Source organism: Natrinema sp. 74 (assembly GCF_046097095.1).
Taxonomy (GTDB): domain Archaea; phylum Halobacteriota; class Halobacteria; order Halobacteriales; family Natrialbaceae; genus Natrinema.
The window spans coordinates 589768-606782 of sequence record NZ_CP175698.1 but is presented as its reverse complement, the minus strand read 5'-3'; the positions used below and the strand labels follow the sequence as shown (position 1 = coordinate 606782).

The following is a 17015-nucleotide window of genomic DNA, read 5'->3' as shown; positions in this document are numbered from 1 at the left end:
CCGAAGCCCCGCCGCGGGAACGATCCGCGGTCCGCCGACCGGGGTCTTCCGCTCGCGGTCGCGCCGTCGGGAGCGCACCGCGAGTCACGCCGCTATGAACGGTCGGATCGAAGGTAAGCGGGAGCCAAGCGCGGTGAAAGTGGACGTGAACCGATCTGGGTCACGCTCGAGGGTTCCGCGCCCGGTCGGTTCTCGGCTGTAGGTCCCCGTCGTGGAGCGCCCGCCGCTCAGTCACTGCGATTCGTCCGTCGTTTGGAACGCGGGTGGCAGCCCCTGATGTTTGATCCCCGTCTGCTCGTCGATTTCGAACTCGTAGACGGAGACCTCGCCCGAGAGAGTCACCGTGTCGAACAGTTCTGGCCGCCACGTCTCGCTGAGAACCTCCTCGAGCGAGTCCCACTCCGTTTCGGAGACCTCGGTAATCGACCCTCGCAGGAGGGTGCTCTCCCAGTTGTACATCGTGTCGACCTTGAAGACGAGGAAGCTCGCGGTGTCCGCCGCCTGGCTCAACGCTCGCTTCCGGCTGCTAGTGCCGAGGAGGAACGTAAAGTAGAGCCGCGTCTCGCCGTCGTAACCGTACGTCAGCGGAAGGAGATACGGGGCGTCCTCCTCCGGGAGACCGAGAACGCCCGTGTTCTGGGTCGACAGGAAACTTCGAATTTCGGTATCGTTCATCTTCTCCAGCCCGTACGCTTGTAATTCGTCGACTGACATGTCCTGACGCTCACCGAGGAGTGCAAAAAAGGCTACCCGCCGTGTACGGACGGTGAGAGCGACTTCGCTGACGCCGACGGCAGACCGAGACGGACCGCTAATTCGCGCCCGGCAGTCGTTGGAGGCTGAGCACCCACATGATCCGATGTTGACGGTTTGACTGGCGGCGGCCTCGAAAGTGGGGGCAAGAATCACCTACTTTGGCGTAGTGTGTTCCCTATGGACAATCCACAGGAATTCGATGACATCCTCGTTCCAACAGACGGTAGCAAAGCCGCCCGTGATGGGGCCGCGCAGGCGATCGCGTTCGCACGACGAAACGACGCGACCCTCCACGCGCTGTACGCGATGGACATGGGCGATGCCGACTACGTCGCGGTCCCGAGCGACATCGCGCAGACGCGGCGTCGCCTCGAGAAAAAGGGCCACACGTTCGTCTCGGAGATCGACGACCTCGCGGCGGACGCCGGAGTCGACTGCGTTACGACGGTCAAGGCGAACACGCCCGTCGAGGCCATCCTCGAGTACGTCGACGAACACGATATCGATCTCGTCGTCATGGGTAAACGCGGGCGTTCGGACCCCGATAAGCCGCTGATCGGCTCAATTACGAACCGAGTAGTCGGCTCGCTCGAGATCCCCGTGTTCACCGCCTGAGCAATCCGCCCCGCGGTCCCGACTGAGAGACGATCGGACCGGGGGAGTCCACGGTCGAGCGGAGCCGATGTGATTCGTTGGAAGAACGGCTGCTACGCGTCGATATAAAAAGGGTGGTGTCCGGTAGTCGGTCAGGCCCGCGTACCGACCATCTCCTCGGTGGTCCGGCGGCCCTTGGCCCACGATCCGATCGCGCCACCGAGCACGCCGGGGATGGCGTAGAACGCGAGCATGAGCAAGCCGAAGGCGACCACGCCGAACGTCGGGACGACGCCCGCGAACAGGAGCGTCGTAAACGCCGCAACGGCTAACAGGAGAAGCGATCCGAAGACGGTCGCGAGACCGCCGTGGAGCGCACCGGACGTCATCGTTCCACCAACGAGGTAGCCGGCGGTAAGGCCCCCGAGAACACCGATGGTACCCCAGTACAGGACCACGGCCGATGCTTCCGATCCCACGTAGAGGATACCGCTGATGAACCCGAGTACGAGCGTCACTACGAATCCGATTACAACTGCTGACCACTTGATGTTCATGACCAATCATAAGTACGCTGTCATAGGATATAAACCTCATCTCACGGAAGACGGACAGTACGATCGCTCTGACCGGACCCTCACTAGAAGTATTGTAGAACAACCATGTGTAGGGTATGAATGAAACTGCCGTTACTACGAGTGCCCGACCAGCCGCAATCGAAGTGTACCGAAATGGACCCTCGGCGCAAGTACTCGGATCGGTACGCCGATTTGAAAGACCAGCTTTTCGCCAGTTTTTGAGAGGCATGAAAGAGTCGGGGACATGAGAGGCTCGATTCGGATATCCGGTTTCTCCTGGCGTCGTAATATGTTCTACGGCATGTGCGTCCCGGTCGTCACGGGGATCGGTTCGGACTCCTGAGCGACGACGAACCCGACTCGTACGCCGACATTCTCACCGGTTGTGTCCTCGAGGTGACGATCGAGACGATCTGCGAAGTCCGGCGGAACGGCTGTGGCGTTCGACTGTCCGACGACGACCGAGACGGTCGGGTCGTTTCCGAGGAGGACGTCCTGTGAGTCGTAGTCCACCGCCACGGACTCAAGTTCGTACCCCAAGGGGACGGCGTCGTCGAAGAACCGCTCCGTTTCCACGGTGGCCTGATGTTCGAACGTCGTCGTCTGGTACGAGGCGAACGTGACCAGTCCGAGCACGACCGACAGTCCGACGAGCGCGACGACGAGGATCGCACCACGTCTGCGTACCGCTGTGTGCACGGTCTTCCGTTGGTCCGGCAGTTCGGGTCGGTAGCCGCTGAACCAGAAGATCGCGAGCGCAGAGAGATTGATCGACAGGAGGTTGACCAACACCAGCACCGAGGCGCTCGCGGCCACTCCTCCGAATCCCCAGGCGATGCCCAGTCCCGCCGTGCCTGCGGGTGGAATGAGCGCGACCGCGATCGCGACGCCTACCAGCGTCGACCCCGACCCGCGCGAGACGCTGATCGCGCCGGCGATCCCCGAGCCAAAGGCGATGAACAGAGCGAGGAAGTTCGGACTCGTCCGCTCGGCGACCTGCGGGATCGTCCGAATGTCGGTCCCCGGTGGGACGATCACCGATCCTTTCAGTAACGCACCGAGCGCGGCGGCGACGGCGACCGCCAACAGCAGGCCGGCGACCTGCAGTGCGATGCCCCGCGTCGCGAGGTCACGATCGGCGAGAACGCTGCCGGCGCTTGCGGTGATCGCCGGTCCCATCAACGGCGCGACGACCATCGCACCGATGATGGTGGCTGTGGAATTGAGCAACAGTCCTCCCGTCGCGATGACGGTGCTCAAAACGATGAACGCGAAATACGTCGACAGTTCCGGCGCGAGGCTCTGTGCGTTCGCCTTCAACTCCTCCCGCGAGAGGCGATCACCGGGATAGAGCGCCTGCAACGCCTCGAGCCGCTCGGAAACGACGGTCTCGGTCGGAAGGACGATCGTGTACGCACTCTCGCTGACGCCGGCGGCCCGCAGGTCCTCGAGGACGGGTTCGACGCCGGTCGGCGGCACCGGGAACTGGACCAGCGCCTCGAAGTCACCGCGGCCGGTCTCTTCGAATACGGCGTAATCGATCTCTCGGTCGTCTAACGTCTCTATGACCGATCGACGGTTGCCGTCCGGAATCAGCACCTGAACGAGCCGCATACCGCCGGTACGGTGCCGCCGTGCTTAAAGCGTGAACGCGAACAGACGTTCCGACCGAACACGGCTACGTCGCCCTCGACCGCTCGTTTCCCGGTAATTCAGTGTGAGATGACGAATTCGTCAATACCGCCACTGTGGTAACAGTACCTATGAACGACCCTGACTCACCGATCCGGAACGTCCGCGTCTGGGCGGCCCGCGAACGCCTCGGATGGTGGATTCTGGGCGCTGCGTTACTGGCCGTGTTGGGACTCGTCGTTGACCGCTATCTCCCGTGGCTCGTCTTCGGACTGTTCGTCTACTACGTCGCACGGCCCATCACGCGGCGACTCGAGCGGCGCATCGCCTCGCCGACGCTCGTCGCGGCACTGACGCTGCTTCTGATCGTCGTCCCGATCGTGGTGGTGATCGGTGCGATTTTGTTCGTCGCGCTCGAGCAACTGGTGACCGCAGTCGCGAACCTACCGGTCGAGGGAATCCTCGCACAGCTACCGGTTCGGATCACGGACCTCCCGAACACCCCCGCAGAGGTGTACGACACGACGGTCGTTCTGATCCAGAACCCGTCGGTCCAGACCATGCTCGGTTCCGTCGGGCAGGCGATTGGCGCTCTCGGCGCGGTGTTGTTCAACATGTTCATCTCGCTGCTGATCGCGTTTTTCCTGTTGGTCAGCGACCGCGACATCGCCGACTGGTTCGAATCGAACGTGTTCGGCGAGGACAGCCTGGCGACCGAGTACCTCTCGGCCATCGATCGCGGACTGGGGTCGATCTACTTCGGCTACACGATGACGATCTTCGCGGTCATCGTCCTCTCGGCGATCATCTACACGCTGTTTAACGTCGTCGCGCCCGGCGGACTGGCGATCCCTTCGGCGGTGTTGTTCGCCGTCGTCACAGGTCTGTTCACGCTCGTCCCGCTCGTCGGCCGCTCTGTCGTCTACTTCGTGATCGCCGGGACGCTTGCAGTTCAGGCGGCGACGGTCGATCCGCGACTCCTCTGGTTCCCGCTTGCGTTTCTCGCGGTTATGATCGTCGCGTTCGACAACCTCGTGCGAACCTACATCCGGCCGTTCCTCTCCGGGCGACTACTCAACACCGGGCTCGTCATGTTCGCCTATCTGTTCGGTCCGCCGTTGTTCGGCTGGTCGGGTATCTTCCTCGGCCCGTTCCTGATGGTATTCATCGTGACGTTCGTCCGGCTGATCCTTCCGGTGCTGGCCGATCCCGAGCGCGAGCGCGTCGATGTCGAACTCGAGCACACGCTCGACGAGTTCGCTGAGAACGTCGGCAGCTGGGAGGACGTCACCTCGTCCGAGGGAGACCGGACCGACATCGGAACTGGGCAAGCAGAGAGATAGTGTTACTACACCAATACTAATTGCGTTTCCCGGCGTACTAGTCCGCGATCGAGGCACAATGATGGTGTACGATGTACGCGTTCACGAAAACGGAAGGGTCGTTCGACGGACCGAATCAGCCCACGGCGAGTACGAACCGTGAGTCTCCTGGAGGTTCTGCCGCTGGCCATCGTGATGATAGCGAGGCCACAGATACTCACTCCAATCTTCCTCGCTACGAGCGACCAGTGGCGAGCGAACTCGACGGCGTACGTCTTCGGTGCATCTCTCTCGATCAGTCTCGTCGTCGTCATCGCGTACCTCGTCGGGAACAGTCTCGGTGGCGGCGGCAGCCTGTTCGGTGCAAGCGCAAAGCAACTACTTTACCTCACCGTCCTCGTCCTCCTCGTCTACGCAGCGGTGGATACCTACCGAAAGCGAAACGTATCAGACCCACCGGCGTGGATGGGAAAACTGACCACCGCGACGCCGCAGTTCTCGTTTCGACTGGGATTTCTCCTATTAGGCTTTTTTCCGACCGACATCGTCACCTCGACGAGCGTCGGCACCTACCTCGCGGCGAACGGCGACCCGGTCACGGACGCGGCCGGATTCGTCCTGCTCACGCTGTTAATCCTAGCGTTTCCGTCGCTCAGCCTGTTCGTACTGGGCGAGCGAGCGGAAGCCGCCCTCCCGGGGATTCGCGACTGGATGAACGACAACTCCTGGCTCATCTCCGAAGCGGTGATTCTGCTCTTCGTCGTTCTGACGCTTCAGAACCTCGTCGGGTGACATTCACCCACGACCTACGTTGTGGGTTTTGCGCCTGCTAAACGATACACTCACGAAGTAGTCTGCAGCATCTAACACTTATGTACGGAATAGATAAATACTATTTCTGTTAAGAATATCTGGAACTGGACTTGGGAGTCTACTGCAATCGGACACCACTCGAGCCCGCGTTTGCTTTTGCAGTCTGTAAACGGCGTAGTGCCGTTCCGGCCGCTGCATACCCACGTAGAGTGACCGAGAAACTGACTACTGGAGTCTCATTTTCCGCTACTAGCTCCGATTATCCCATTTCACTCTCTCGCTCACTCTCTCGATCAAGCGTGTGGAGACTCCCCGCCCATCTGGACCGAAACCCGATCAAAGTGCGGTTTCAGACGTTACAATGCGAGTTGACCGCTGGTGAAACTTGTGGGGTAGCAGTCGGCGAACGTCAAGGATATAATGTATAGTTTCTACAATACTATGGCGGAGGAAGGATAAATAGATAATTTTCGATATGGTTCCCAGCGACGATGTTCAACCGATAGTGCCGAGCAGAGAAAGACGTATATGTTGTGGTATTACACACCACGATGGATGATTGCAGAGGACAGGACGATTCTCCAAGAGCGTATCGAGGACAAACGCGACGACCTCATCGATCTCCTCGGTGAACTCATCGACCAGCGGCCCGTTACCGGAAACGAAAAACCCGCTCAGGAGGTCATTGCTTCGCGGTTGGACTCCCGTGGCCTCGACGTCGATACGTGGGAACCCAACGCCGACGAACTAAGAGACCACCCCGGATTTTTCGAGACGTCGTCCTACGCGGAGTATGGATACGAGGCCCGACCGAACGTCGCAGCGACCAAAGACGGCGTCGGCGACGGTCGCTCACTGACGCTCAGTGGCCACGTCGATGTCGTTCCGGTCGATGACGATGAATGGACCGACGATCCGTGGACCGCGACCGTCGAAGACGGCCGCCTCTACGGGCGCGGAAGCAACGACATGCTCGGCGGCGTCGCGTCCATCGTCATCGCTTTCGAAGCGCTCGACGAACTCGGCATCGACCTGGCGGGCGACCTTACGCTCCAGACGACCATCGAAGAGGAGGCCGGCGGCCCCGGGGGCGTACTCTCCGCCCTCGAGCGAGGGTATCGGCCCGATGCGGCGATCATCGCCGAACCTTCCGGGCTTCCGAACATCGGGATGGCGAGCGCCGGCGTCATGTATTTCCGAGTCACCGTTCCCGGAGCGTCGGCACACGCGGCTCGAGGCTATGCCGGCGTAAACGCCATCGGGAACGCGGCGACGGTTTACCGGGCGCTCGACGAACTCGATCGAAAGCGAAAATCGCGTATCTCGTACGAACCGGCCGTCCGGCAGAATCCGAAGCTCGACGGTCACGAGACCAATCTAAACGTTGGCGCTATCGACGGCGGCGACTGGCCCTCGACGGTTCCATCCAGCGCGGTCTTGGAGGGACGCATCGGCTGGCCGCCCGGCGAAACGCGCGAAGAAGTACGGGCGGAGGTGGAAGCGGCCATCCAAGCGGTCACCGAGAACGACGAGTGGCTGGCCGAGCACCCGCCCGAACTCGAGTGGTTCGGCTGGAACGCCGCGCCGCACGAACTTGATACCGACGACGAAATCGTCCGAGTCGCGCGGGAGAACGCGGAGACGGTCACCGGCGGACAAACGACCTTCGGTGGCGGGAGCGGCGGGAATGACGAGCGATTTTACAACCGCTACTACGACATCCCCTGTCCCTCGGTCGGTCCGCGCGGCGCGAACATCCACGGAGCCGACGAGTACGTCGAAATCGAATCGCTCGTCGAAACGGCACAGACGCTCGCGCTGACGGCTATCGACTGGTGCGGCATCGGAGAGTAACGCCGGCCGGTTACTTCGGACCATCGCCAACGCCGGCTCGTGCAGCTTCCGATCGGAGCCGGTCTCTTCAGTGGAGTTCGAGACCGCGACCTCGAGCCTGCACCATTATATTGTTTCAGTGTCATGTGCCGCCATGACCCCGGTGACTATTCGCGATCACGTCCGACCCACCGACGGCGGCTATCCGGACGGGATCTATCGCGTCGTCGGGACGAGCAACGGGACCGCGACGCTGCTTCGAGTCGGAGACGCCGACGGCCGGCGAATCACCACCGGCGAGGTCGTGAGGGTCGCCGAGAACGAACTTGAGGCGTTCGCGCCGGCCGAAAACCCAGACGGAAATCGGCCGCTCGGTGCTCCCGTCGCATCGACGGTCGAAATGGGATACTGGTCGCTCCGGGCATTCGGACAGCAACTGGCCACGCGGCCGCTCCCCGCGGTCGTCGCGGGCGTGCTCGTCGTAATCGGGGCCGTCGGCGAAGGCGTCGTTCCGGTCCCGACGGTCGTCCTGACCGTATCGGTGATTACCGGAAGCATCGCGCTCGCGCTCGTCGGAAGTGGCCGCATGTAAGGCCGCTCACTGATCGATGACGGCTCGGTCCTGTCGCTCGCCGGCCATCGAACGATCGAGAAGGGAAGTTGAGTTCGAGGACCGCTTAATCGCCGAACAACTCGTCGACCGCCTCTCGAGCCGCGAGCGCGGCATCGTCGGCGACTTGCTCGGGGTCGGCCTCGTCCTCGGGTGCATTGAGGTAGACGTCGACCTCGAGGACGCCGTCCTCGAACGTGACGGTGACATCGCAGTCGCGCACGTCCGACTGTTTGTACCGCGAAAAGATCAGCCCCTCCGCGGCGTCGGAGGCCGTCTGAACGACGGTCTCGTCAGACGGCTCGTCGCTCGGCATTTACGCGCCGCCAGCGCCCGGGCCGCCGGGGCCGGCCGGACCGCCCATGCCGCCGCCACCGCCGAGTAGGTCTTCGAGTTCCTCCTGCAGTCCCTCGAACTGGTCCTGGACGCGCTCTTCTTGCTTTTCGAGGGTCTCGAGGCGGATCTCGAGCGTGTCGACCTTCTCTTCGAGGTCCTCCTCGGCCTGGTCGTACCCGGTCTCGACGAGGAGTTCGCCGACGTTGCGATACATCGTCGTCTCCTCGTCGATGTTCTCGAGCTCTTCGAGGGCGCTCTCGGCCTCGTTCAGGCTCGATTCCGCTTCCTGTTTCTGGACGGCGACTTCCTGTGCCGTCTCCTGGAGGTCCTGTAACTGCTCGATTTTCTCCTGTGCTTCCGGCGGCAGATTTCCTTGCATGTCTCGACCGTCGCCCTCCGGACTGATAAAGACCAGCTTTGTCTTCCGGATCACTGTCCAGTTCGGACGCCAGTCCGTCCCGCCGTTTGGACTCGAGCGCGGTGGTCCCTCACTGGGCCTCAAGACTCACTGGGACTCGAGAATTCGCTCCCCTGCATCGGCGGTCCGTTCGGCGACGTCGACGAGCGAGAACCAGGTGTTCAGCGCCGCTCGCAAGGCGACGGCGTCGGCGGCATCGATCTCGAGGACGAGTGTCGTCTCGTCGCGCGCGATAGTCGTCTGCGATCGCTCGTCGTCGATTTCGCCGATCTCGCGGGCGACGCTTTCGGCGACGAGACGGGCACGTGACGCGCTCTCGTAGTCGAACTCGAGGGTCGCGTCGTGAGAAGACACGCGTTACTGAACGTCGACTTCCTTGACGTCGCGGCTGCGTTCTTTCAGGAGCACGCGGTGGCCGCAGTAGGGACAGCGGACGCCGCCGTACTCGTCGAGCTGGACGTCGCGTTTACAGCGAGAGCACTTGTAACTCATACTGAACCTGAGGCGAGTGTGTTAGTCGTCGTCCTCTGCGAGGGCAGCGCGGATGGAGCGCTGGACGGTGCGGCCGGCGGGGGTCTCGGGGCGGTACGCACCGCCGGTGAAGACCTCACCGGTCTCCTCGTTCTTCCAGATACCGGTGCCGACGCGGGTGACGTCGTCGCCGTCGACTTCGGCGTTTTCCATGTCGTCTTCGATCTCGCTGACGCGGCGTCGCGCGACGCGGCCGTAGCGGGCACCGAAGCGGCCAGCGCTACCGACCTGTCCTTTCTTGGCCATAGTAGTGCTGTCTATCGCCAGCGGATTCTTAAACCTGTTGAGTCACATCGGTAGCTGTCTGGGATCGGCGATCGCAAGCGGTGGCGCGCTCGCCTCAACTGCCGAGCCGCTCGGCGAGCGGCCACGCGAGCAGTTCCACGAAGACGAGCACGAGCGCGGCGGCGTATCCGACTGGTGCGAGCGGTGCCGCAAGCAGTCCCGTGGCGATGCCCGTGGTCGCGATCAGCACACGGGCCGCGAGACCGCTCACCGCCAGCAACGGGATCAGGGTCAGGACGGCGTCCGGTCGCTCGAGCATGGCTAATTATATCTAATTACGGCCGTCCCATTAAGCTTGGGAGAACCAGCAGCACCTGTCACCTCCATCGACTTGCCACACTGGGCGACACAAAAGACTCTCACTGACGAGACCGACATCGGTTGGAAGCGGTGTCGCGTAGTGGCCGGACGGGCTACTGCAACTCCGCCTCCGCCAACACGTCGTTGAGATCAGCGCGGATCCGCTCGCCCATCTCTCGGTCGCGAGCGGTCGTCACGACGCGGTTTTCCTGGACGCTCGAGCCGTCGCGGATGAGCATGCGGACGTTGCCGCCGTCGTCTGCACGGGTGACTTTCGCTCGCAGCCCGGACTGTGATCCCTTGCCACCGGCATCGATGGGGCCCGGAATCACCTTTTTGACGTGTGGATGGTCGGCGACGGTGTGGATCGCCTCCATCCCCGTCCGACCGCCGATGAGCGTCGTGTGGCTGCCGCCGATCTTCTCGGCCGGCGGCGTCTCGACGACGTCGAGCGCGCGGTTGCCGCGCCGTTCGAGGACTGCCTTAACGGGCTCATCGTCGTCGACGCGGTAGAAGGGATGGTGAATGTCCTCGCGGACGGCGCGGATCACCGCGCGCTCCCCGCCGGCGTAGACCTCTTCGGGGCGCTTTCGCCGGATCTCGTCGCCGATCAGCCCGGCGAAGTTCCGCAGTTCGACGACCTCGCTCTCACCGTCTTCCGGCGTCGTCGTGATCGTCGTTTCGCCGAGGATTTCCTCCTTGGCGTCGGCCGCGGACGCCGCGTCACCGGACCGCTCGTTGCCGTCCGATCTCTCGTCGTCGCCCGCCAGCATCGTGATGGTCGCCCTGTCGCGCGCCGCCTCGAGGACGATCGCCTCCGTGTTGGTTTCCCGACAGACCAGACAGAAGTCGCCGGGTTTCTCGAGAGGCGACGCGCAGTGACGACACTCCATACCGACCGTTGACGAGACGGATGTAAAACTGGCGTGTTTTTCGGCCGGCGGTCGCGCTACAGCGCGTCCTCGAGTATCGTCCGGACGGTCTCGGTGTCGACGACCTCGTAGGGGACTCGGAGCGGGGAGATCGATACCGCGTCCTCGAGCACGGCGTGACGATCGGTGTCCTCGGGGTCAGGAATGTCCCGGTTGGCCATCTGCTGCCAGAGCCGGTTGGTCAACTGGAAGCCGCCATTTTCGTGGGTCGCGTCCATCTCGTAGACGCGCGTCGGGCGCGTGACAGCGAAGCCGTTCGACTCGCGGTCCGGCCGCGGCACGTTGACGTTCAAGTAGTCTACGCGATCGAACAGGCCGGTACCGGGCGCACCGTCAACGAGGGAAGCCGCGACTTCTCCCGCCCGTTCGAAGTCCCCCGGCTCGAGGTCCGTCTCGTAACCGAGGGTGTCCATCGAAATCGCGATCGAGGGCGTTTCGAGGAACGCGGCCTCCATGGCCGCGCTGACGGTTCCCGACCGGGAGAAGACGTAGGCCCCGAGGTTCGCCCCGGAATTACACCCGGAGACGACGACATCGGGGGCCGGCTCGAGGGCGTTGACGCCGACGATGGCGCAATCACAGGGGGTGCCGTTGACGGCGTAGCCGAGTTCGTGGTCGGTGTGGGGGACCGGCGACGTAAACGCGTCCGATTCCAGATCGATCTCGAGGTCGTCGCCCTCCTCGCTCGTCCGGCCGTAGGACAGCGACCGGCCGACAGCACTCTGATTTCGATCGGGCGCGACGACGGTGACTGTGCCGACCGCCGAGAGTGCGTCGTACAGCGCGCGAATGCCGGGCGCGTCGATCCCGTCGTCGTTCGTCAGGAGAATGTGAGGGTCCGAATCCAGTTCCATTGCCGTACGCCTCGTCTAGGGGCCGACCTACCTATGGGTTCGGTTCGCCGACGGAACGAACTCCGACGGAGATCGGGTCCGCGACGAACGACAGGGGTCGCTCCGACGGCGTGCCGGGAGCCCGTAGCCGGTAGCATCCGCGACCCCACTTTGCAATTCCGAACGGGCGTCTCCGTCGTTCCCGAGGACGCGGTATCGCGAACTCGAGACGTGGACGTACGCGGCCCGAGCCACTCGCTGCTCAGCCTGCTGGAAAACGCACGGACGGCTTATCCTTGGCCGTTTGACCCCATCAATACCTTTTTCTCGGTTACAATGCAAGCCGGCCCATGGCCCTTCGAGACCACTTCGAGTCAGATATCCGGTTTTACTACGCGATCGGGATATTCATCATGTTGTTCTACGGGAGCGCGGTCGCCGTCGCAGCGATGCTGGGCCTCGCCGTTATCGATTGGCGGCTGCTTCCGCTCACTGTTGGGTTCTTCCTGTTCATGTTCGTCTACTTCATTTCGATAAGCGTCCAACTTATCGAGCCAAGCGAATCATAATTCTGTGCAAATCTCGAGAAGATCGGCCGATCGGTGACGAGATAAACCGACGTTAGCCGAGGGCGACCGGATCGACCTTCAGATACTCCCGTAAGACAACCGTCGCGTACGCCCCTTTCGGGAGTGCGAACTCGAGGGTCACCGGATCGGTCTCGAGGGCGAGTTCGGTCCGGACGAGCATCGCTCGCCGCGTTCCGGTCGAGTGGAACTCCCCAGGGAGGTCGAAATCCGCGGGCTCGAGGCCGAGATCCGCCAGTACATCGCGCTCGATCTCGCCCTGCTCGCCGTCGGCCAGTTCCGTCTCGGTGCCGACTAGCGGCGCAGTGACGAACGCTCGGCCGCGCTCGCAGTGGCGGGTCACCGAGTCGACCCGGCGCTCGTCGACCCGCTGGAGGCGATCGGTGTCGGGCAACTCGAGTCCCGCTGGCGCGTCGGTATCGGAAAAACAGACCACGTCGCCCGCGACGGGGCGATCGAACGGGAGTCCGCGCTCGAGTCGTTCGGAGAGCATCAGATTAAACGCGTAGGACTGCGCGGCGTGGACGAACAGCCGCTGGAGGTTCGAGGGCACGCGCTCGAGGGCCTCGCGGAACTGCTCGGGCCCCGGCTCACCGTCGTATTCGGCGAGGGCGTGGATCATCGAGCGCTCGTAGCGCAGGCGGTTTGGGATGCGCTCGAGGGCTTCCTGCCAGTCTCGTGTCTCCTCTCGCGGGTCGCGTTGCTCCCCGCTCGAGGTATCCGACCTCCGTCGGAGTTCGCGATCGACGAAGGCGCGGGCTTCCTGCGTGCCCTCGGGTTCCGCATCCGTCGGATTCCCGAGGTAGGCCATCACCGCGCCCTCCCAGTCGCCGCGGGCGATCGCGAGGCCAACCTTGTGAGTGACCGGCCGGCGACTGCCGAAGCGCTGCTGGCCGAAGAAGTTGGGGACGCCGATCGAGGTTGCGTCGTTGCCGTTCGCGTCAGCATCTGACGCACCGCGGTCGCCGCGCTCGAGCCCACCGAACGCGGCCAGTTCGTCGGTGATCGACGCGGCGGTCTCTGGCCGCTCGGGGTCGCTGACAACGAGTTCGAACGCGTTGCCCGCGAGGTCGCCGAACTCGAGGTTCCGTCCCGCCCGCCCGAGCACCTCGAGTTCTGCCCCGTCGACCGCGGGCAGGTCCTCGGGAGCAGCCCCGTAAACCGAAAACAGCTGCGTCGTCACGGCGTACTTGTCCTTCGTGCCGGCCCAGTTGACTCGTTCCCGCGAAATTCCGAGCGCATCCGAGATCCGAGAGGCGAAGTCGTTGGTGTCCCAGCCGCGCAGGGTCGCCCGGAAGACGAGGTGCGGGTAGGCGTCTGTCGGCGCGTCGACCGGTTCGGTCTCGAAGCGCTCGAGTTCGCGCACCCGGAAGTGTTCGTCGTCCTCGCGAAGGCGGCCGCCGACACCGTCGGCGTCGCTGACGTAGTACTCCATGCCGACGGCCTGCTCGGTGGGGTGGGCTGGGCGCATGCTGTTGGCGGGGCTTGGCGTGCCGGGCCTAAATCCGTTCGTTCTCGAGAACGAGTCGCGACGGTCCCACGACGGGGGGAGCCGCGTCAGTCCGTCCGCGGGATCGACCGCGCGCCCAGCGCGAACGCGACGACGGCCACCGCGGCGAGAATCAGCAGGTTCGCGAACTGGGGCTCGAGTCCGGCGACCGCGGCCGTCTCGACCCCCGAGTAGGTCGCGGCCCGCACCCCGCGCGCGAAGTACGTCAGCGGCGAGAAGTTCACCAGCGGGCCGAACCAGCCGGGAAGCTGGGACAGCGAGACGAACGTCTCAGAGAGGAACAACAACGGGAGCCCGATCGCGTTGCTGGCGGCGACCGCACCGTCCTGAGAGCCGGTGTAACTGCCGAGCATCGCGCCGACGCCACAAAAGCAGACGACGCCGAGCAGGATGTACGGCACCAGCAACGCCGAAAAGCCGATTTCCGCGCCGGTGAGGACGATTACCAGGCCAAGGATCAACAGGCTCGCAAGACCGATGATGACGGCGTTGACGACCGTCTGAGCAAGCAGCCACTCCGCGCGGGAGAGCGGTGTCGTCGCGAGCTTCTCGAAGCGGCTCCCCTCGCGGTGGCGCGCGACTTCGCTGCCCATCCGCGAGAGCGGCGTAAAGAGGACGACCACGGCGAGGTAGCCCGGCACGTAGTAGGCCGGCGGCTCCGTGAACAGCCCCTCGCCCGTCGGATCGGTTCTGACCAGCGCTCCGAAGATGACGATCAGGATCACCGGGAAGAAAAACGTGAAGAAGACCGCCGTCCGCCGGCGGACGAACGACCGCCAGCCGGCGCTGGTCTCCGCTCGCACGCGGCCCATTCGGCTCATGCCGTCTCACCCGCGCGTGCGAGCTCGTCACCGTCACCGCCAGCCCTGCTCGCAAGTTGCTCCGTCCGCTCGCGCTCCGTCGTGTCGGCCAGTTCGAGGTAGACGTCCTCAAGGTCGGGTTCGGCCCACGAGAGCTCGGTGTATGCAAGCTCGCGGTCTTCTAGGTAGTCGACCACCGTCCCGATCGCCGCGGGTTCGATCTCCCGGACGACGACGGCGTTCTCAGGGTTCCGACCGCGGCCACGCTCCGGGCGCTCGACCGGATACGGCAGATCGGCGAAGGCCTCGAGGGTGGCGCTCGTCTCGATCGTGAGGCGGCTCGAGCCGCCGTGCTCGCGGACGAGTTCGTCGGACGTGCCCTGTGCGACGATCTCCCCGTCTGCGAGCAGGCCGACGCGGTCGGCGAGGCGCTCGGCTTCGGCCATGTCGTGGGTCGTTAAGACGACGGTCGTCCCGGCGTCAGCGAGGTCCTCGATCAGACGCCAGACGGTGCGCCGGCCGGCAGGATCGATACCGGTCGTCGGCTCGTCCAGAAAGAGCAGGTCGGGGTCGTTGACCAGCGCGGAGCCGACGCAGGCCCGGCGCTGTTGCCCGCCCGAGAGATCCTCGTACCACGTGTCGTTGGCGTCGGCGAGGCCGACGTCCGCGAGGACGTCGTCGGCATCGCGAGCGCTGTCGTACAGTCCCGCGTAGTAGGCCAGCAACTCGCGGGCGCTGAGCCGGCCCGGCGGCGAGAATTCCTGCGGGAGAACGCCCAGCCGGTCGCGATCGATCGCCGTCGGCGATTCGCCGAGGATCCGCGTGCGGCCGGCGTCGGGCTCGGTCGTCCCCGTCAACGCGCGCACGAGCGTCGTCTTGCCGGCCCCGTTCGGACCGATCAGCGCGAAGACCTCGCCGCGCCCGACCGACAGCGAGGCCCCCGAAAGCGCAGCGGTCTCACCGTAGGTCTTCTCGAGGTCCGTCGCTTCGACTACGGCTTCCATAGTGGCCGGTTCCGGCGCATCGCGGGTAAGGGGTTCGATTCGGGGCTCGAGTGGACTCGTGGTCGGTAGTGGTATTGCATACGGGATGGGTGGCTGACCGAACGAAATCGTCCCGCTATCGTGGCAACACGGGGTCGCCACGCCCTCCCCAGCCGATTTCTGCTTACAGGCGCTTCGGGACTGGAACCGTCCCGACAGTCGCGGCGCGTTGCGCCGCGCACTGTCTGTTCGCACGGTTCAGCGTGCGCCACCGCAGACCGAAACGTGAGCCGCCGGCAGTGGGGCGGGGAGTCGCGTCGCCGGAACGCAGCCGCGTTCTTGCCCTCGCAGGTGCAACCGTTACCCGCGGGGTCGTGATAGCGGGCTGGGAATGACGCAACTGGGATACACCCTCTCGAGCGAGGAGTTCGGGCCGCAGGAACTGGTCGATATCGCCGCGAAGGCCGAGGAGGCCGGCTTCGACTTCTGCTCGATCTCGGATCACTTCCACCCGTGGGTCCCCGCACAGGGCGAATCGCCGTTCGTCTGGTCGACCCTCGGCGCGATCGCGAACGCGACCGACGAGATCGAGGTCGGTGTCGGCGTCACCTGTCCGACGACGCGGATCCATCCGCTCAACGTCGCCCACGCGGTCGCAACTGTCGACGAACTGTTCGGCGATCGGTTCACGTTCGGCGTCGGCACCGGCGAGAACCTGAACGAACACGTCACCGGCGAGCGCTGGCCAGAACACGACGTCCGCCTCGAGAAACTCGAGGAAGCGATGGACGTGATGCGCTCGCTCTGGACCGGGAAGACGACGAGCCACCACGGCGAGCACTACACGGTCGAGAACGCGCAACTGTTTACCGTCCCCGACGACCAGCCGACGACGATCGCCAGCGCGTTCGGTCCGCAGACGGCCGAGTGGGCCGCCGAACACGCAGACGGACTCTGGTGTTCCGGTCCGAAATCGGAACCGGTCGAGGCCTACGAGGACGCTGGCGGCGACGGCCCGACGTACACGCAACTACACGGCTGCTACGCCGACAGCGAGGAGGAGGCGATCGAAACGATCTACGAGCAGTGGCCCAACGGCTCGATTCCGGGCGAACTCGGTCAGGAGCTGTCGACGCCGGCGCACTTCGAGCAGGCCGCCCAGATGGTCGAAAAAGAGGATATCGCAGAGAGCGGGACGACGACCGAGCCCGACGCGCAGGCCCACATCGACAGCATCGAGGAGGCGATCGACGCCGGCTACGACCACGTCTACGTCCACCAGATCGGCCCCGAACAGGAGACGGCGATCGACTTCCACGCTGACGAAGTCCTGCCGTCGTTCAACTAGTCGGCTGTACTCTC

General features: G+C 64.1%; 21 protein-coding genes. 7 read left to right on the top strand and 14 right to left on the bottom strand.

All coding sequences use genetic code 11. The features are described from left to right. Positions 1-231: 231 nt before the first annotated feature. A complete protein-coding gene (locus ACJ70B_RS02960) occupies positions 232-714 on the bottom strand; it encodes a pyridoxamine 5'-phosphate oxidase family protein (protein WP_408958929.1) in 483 nt (160 codons plus the stop codon). A gap of 219 nt (positions 715-933) precedes the next feature. Between ACJ70B_RS02960 and ACJ70B_RS02955 the strand changes: the two genes are divergently transcribed. After that, positions 934-1371: a universal stress protein gene (locus ACJ70B_RS02955; protein ID WP_408958928.1), complete on the top strand. Its 438-nt coding sequence runs from the start codon at positions 934-936 to the stop codon at positions 1369-1371. Between the two features lie 131 nt (positions 1372-1502). On the opposite strand, the gene ACJ70B_RS02950 is transcribed toward ACJ70B_RS02955, so the two are convergent. Both ACJ70B_RS02950 and ACJ70B_RS02945 read right to left on the bottom strand, forming a co-directional pair. Further along, on the bottom strand, positions 1503-1907 hold the full coding sequence (locus tag ACJ70B_RS02950) for a DUF5518 domain-containing protein (RefSeq protein WP_408958927.1): 405 nt from the start codon (positions 1905-1907) through the stop codon (positions 1503-1505). 315 nt (positions 1908-2222) lie between these two features. Then, entirely contained in the window at positions 2223-3542 is a 1320-nt protein-coding gene (locus ACJ70B_RS02945) for a TIGR00341 family protein (RefSeq protein ID WP_408958926.1), read from the bottom strand. A 149-nt stretch (positions 3543-3691) separates the two neighbouring features. On the opposite strand from ACJ70B_RS02945, the gene ACJ70B_RS02940 reads away from it, so the two are divergent. From ACJ70B_RS02940 to ACJ70B_RS02925, 4 genes are all read left to right on the top strand, one after another. After that, positions 3692-4903 carry an AI-2E family transporter gene (locus ACJ70B_RS02940; RefSeq protein WP_408958925.1) on the top strand — a complete coding sequence of 404 codons (1212 nt, stop codon included), beginning with the start codon at positions 3692-3694 and terminating at the stop codon, positions 4901-4903. 138 nt (positions 4904-5041) lie between these two features. Next, the gene (locus ACJ70B_RS02935) at positions 5042-5674 is read left to right on the top strand and encodes a GAP family protein (RefSeq protein ID WP_408958924.1); all 633 of its coding nucleotides are present in this window, start codon (positions 5042-5044) and stop codon (positions 5672-5674) included. A 576-nt stretch (positions 5675-6250) separates the two neighbouring features. After that, a complete protein-coding gene (locus ACJ70B_RS02930) occupies positions 6251-7549 on the top strand; it encodes an ArgE/DapE family deacylase (protein WP_408958923.1) in 1299 nt (432 codons plus the stop codon). A gap of 133 nt (positions 7550-7682) precedes the next feature. Beyond that, the gene (locus ACJ70B_RS02925) at positions 7683-8120 is read left to right on the top strand and encodes a hypothetical protein (RefSeq protein ID WP_408958922.1); all 438 of its coding nucleotides are present in this window, start codon (positions 7683-7685) and stop codon (positions 8118-8120) included. A gap of 85 nt (positions 8121-8205) precedes the next feature. Here ACJ70B_RS02925 and ACJ70B_RS02920 read toward each other — a convergent pair whose 3' ends face one another. From ACJ70B_RS02920 to surE, 8 genes are all read right to left on the bottom strand, one after another. Then, the gene (locus tag ACJ70B_RS02920; protein WP_408958921.1) at positions 8206-8454 is read right to left on the bottom strand and encodes a DUF3194 domain-containing protein; all 249 of its coding nucleotides are present in this window, start codon (positions 8452-8454) and stop codon (positions 8206-8208) included. Continuing rightward, the gene (locus ACJ70B_RS02915) at positions 8455-8853 is read right to left on the bottom strand and encodes a prefoldin subunit beta (protein ID WP_408958920.1); all 399 of its coding nucleotides are present in this window, start codon (positions 8851-8853) and stop codon (positions 8455-8457) included. Between the two features lie 126 nt (positions 8854-8979). Continuing rightward, positions 8980-9246 carry a KEOPS complex subunit Pcc1 gene (locus ACJ70B_RS02910; protein WP_408958919.1) on the bottom strand — a complete coding sequence of 89 codons (267 nt, stop codon included), beginning with the start codon at positions 9244-9246 and terminating at the stop codon, positions 8980-8982. A gap of 3 nt (positions 9247-9249) precedes the next feature. Beyond that, entirely contained in the window at positions 9250-9384 is a 135-nt protein-coding gene (locus ACJ70B_RS02905; RefSeq protein ID WP_006181151.1) for a DNA-directed RNA polymerase subunit P, read from the bottom strand. Positions 9385-9405: 21 nt separating this feature from the next. Further along, on the bottom strand, positions 9406-9669 hold the full coding sequence (locus tag ACJ70B_RS02900) for a hypothetical protein (protein WP_006185277.1): 264 nt from the start codon (positions 9667-9669) through the stop codon (positions 9406-9408). A 94-nt stretch (positions 9670-9763) separates the two neighbouring features. After that, on the bottom strand, positions 9764-9967 hold the full coding sequence (locus ACJ70B_RS02895) for a hypothetical protein (protein WP_408958918.1): 204 nt from the start codon (positions 9965-9967) through the stop codon (positions 9764-9766). A 154-nt stretch (positions 9968-10121) separates the two neighbouring features. After that, positions 10122-10901 (bottom strand): DUF2103 domain-containing protein, encoded by a 780-nt coding sequence (locus ACJ70B_RS02890; protein ID WP_408958917.1) that lies wholly within the window; start codon positions 10899-10901, stop codon positions 10122-10124. A 56-nt stretch (positions 10902-10957) separates the two neighbouring features. After that, positions 10958-11794: a 5'/3'-nucleotidase SurE gene (gene surE / locus ACJ70B_RS02885; RefSeq protein WP_408958916.1), complete on the bottom strand. Its 837-nt coding sequence runs from the start codon at positions 11792-11794 to the stop codon at positions 10958-10960. A 329-nt stretch (positions 11795-12123) separates the two neighbouring features. On the opposite strand from surE, the gene ACJ70B_RS02880 reads away from it, so the two are divergent. Next, positions 12124-12342, top strand: coding sequence for a hypothetical protein (locus tag ACJ70B_RS02880; RefSeq protein ID WP_408958915.1), 219 nt, complete (start codon positions 12124-12126; stop codon positions 12340-12342). A 52-nt stretch (positions 12343-12394) separates the two neighbouring features. On the opposite strand, the gene truD is transcribed toward ACJ70B_RS02880, so the two are convergent. The 3 genes from truD to ACJ70B_RS02865 form a co-directional block, all read right to left on the bottom strand. Next, complete coding sequence (gene truD, locus ACJ70B_RS02875) at positions 12395-13831, bottom strand: tRNA pseudouridine(13) synthase TruD (RefSeq protein WP_408958914.1); 1437 nt, start codon at positions 13829-13831, stop codon at positions 12395-12397. An 86-nt stretch (positions 13832-13917) separates the two neighbouring features. After that, positions 13918-14691: an ABC transporter permease gene (locus tag ACJ70B_RS02870; protein WP_408958913.1), complete on the bottom strand. Its 774-nt coding sequence runs from the start codon at positions 14689-14691 to the stop codon at positions 13918-13920. After that, the gene (locus ACJ70B_RS02865) at positions 14688-15674 is read right to left on the bottom strand and encodes an ABC transporter ATP-binding protein (protein ID WP_408958912.1); all 987 of its coding nucleotides are present in this window, start codon (positions 15672-15674) and stop codon (positions 14688-14690) included. The genes ACJ70B_RS02870 and ACJ70B_RS02865 overlap by 4 nt, the downstream gene beginning before the upstream one ends. Before the next feature lie 370 nt (positions 15675-16044). On the opposite strand from ACJ70B_RS02865, the gene ACJ70B_RS02860 reads away from it, so the two are divergent. After that, on the top strand, positions 16045-17001 hold the full coding sequence (locus ACJ70B_RS02860) for a TIGR03557 family F420-dependent LLM class oxidoreductase (protein WP_408958911.1): 957 nt from the start codon (positions 16045-16047) through the stop codon (positions 16999-17001). Positions 17002-17015: the final 14 nt, after the last annotated feature.

Coding starts and splice junctions, on each gene's coding strand:
- ACJ70B_RS02960 (WP_408958929.1), bottom strand. CDS start 714: ATGTCAGTCGACGAATTACAAGCGTACGGGCTGGAGAAGATGAACGAT.
- ACJ70B_RS02955 (WP_408958928.1), top strand. CDS start 934: ATGGACAATCCACAGGAATTCGATGACATCCTCGTTCCAACAGACGGT.
- ACJ70B_RS02950 (WP_408958927.1), bottom strand. CDS start 1,907: ATGAACATCAAGTGGTCAGCAGTTGTAATCGGATTCGTAGTGACGCTC.
- ACJ70B_RS02945 (WP_408958926.1), bottom strand. CDS start 3,542: ATGCGGCTCGTTCAGGTGCTGATTCCGGACGGCAACCGTCGATCGGTC.
- ACJ70B_RS02940 (WP_408958925.1), top strand. CDS start 3,692: ATGAACGACCCTGACTCACCGATCCGGAACGTCCGCGTCTGGGCGGCC.
- ACJ70B_RS02930 (WP_408958923.1), top strand. CDS start 6,251: ATGATTGCAGAGGACAGGACGATTCTCCAAGAGCGTATCGAGGACAAA.
- ACJ70B_RS02925 (WP_408958922.1), top strand. CDS start 7,683: ATGACCCCGGTGACTATTCGCGATCACGTCCGACCCACCGACGGCGGC.
- ACJ70B_RS02920 (WP_408958921.1), bottom strand. CDS start 8,454: ATGCCGAGCGACGAGCCGTCTGACGAGACCGTCGTTCAGACGGCCTCC.
- ACJ70B_RS02915 (WP_408958920.1), bottom strand. CDS start 8,853: ATGCAAGGAAATCTGCCGCCGGAAGCACAGGAGAAAATCGAGCAGTTA.
- ACJ70B_RS02905 (WP_006181151.1), bottom strand. CDS start 9,384: ATGAGTTACAAGTGCTCTCGCTGTAAACGCGACGTCCAGCTCGACGAG.
- ACJ70B_RS02900 (WP_006185277.1), bottom strand. CDS start 9,669: ATGGCCAAGAAAGGACAGGTCGGTAGCGCTGGCCGCTTCGGTGCCCGC.
- ACJ70B_RS02895 (WP_408958918.1), bottom strand. CDS start 9,967: ATGCTCGAGCGACCGGACGCCGTCCTGACCCTGATCCCGTTGCTGGCG.
- ACJ70B_RS02890 (WP_408958917.1), bottom strand. CDS start 10,901: ATGGAGTGTCGTCACTGCGCGTCGCCTCTCGAGAAACCCGGCGACTTC.
- surE (WP_408958916.1), bottom strand. CDS start 11,794: ATGGAACTGGATTCGGACCCTCACATTCTCCTGACGAACGACGACGGG.
- ACJ70B_RS02880 (WP_408958915.1), top strand. CDS start 12,124: ATGGCCCTTCGAGACCACTTCGAGTCAGATATCCGGTTTTACTACGCG.
- truD (WP_408958914.1), bottom strand. CDS start 13,831: ATGCGCCCAGCCCACCCCACCGAGCAGGCCGTCGGCATGGAGTACTAC.
- ACJ70B_RS02870 (WP_408958913.1), bottom strand. CDS start 14,691: ATGAGCCGAATGGGCCGCGTGCGAGCGGAGACCAGCGCCGGCTGGCGG.
- ACJ70B_RS02865 (WP_408958912.1), bottom strand. CDS start 15,674: ATGGAAGCCGTAGTCGAAGCGACGGACCTCGAGAAGACCTACGGTGAG.
- ACJ70B_RS02860 (WP_408958911.1), top strand. CDS start 16,045: ATGACGCAACTGGGATACACCCTCTCGAGCGAGGAGTTCGGGCCGCAG.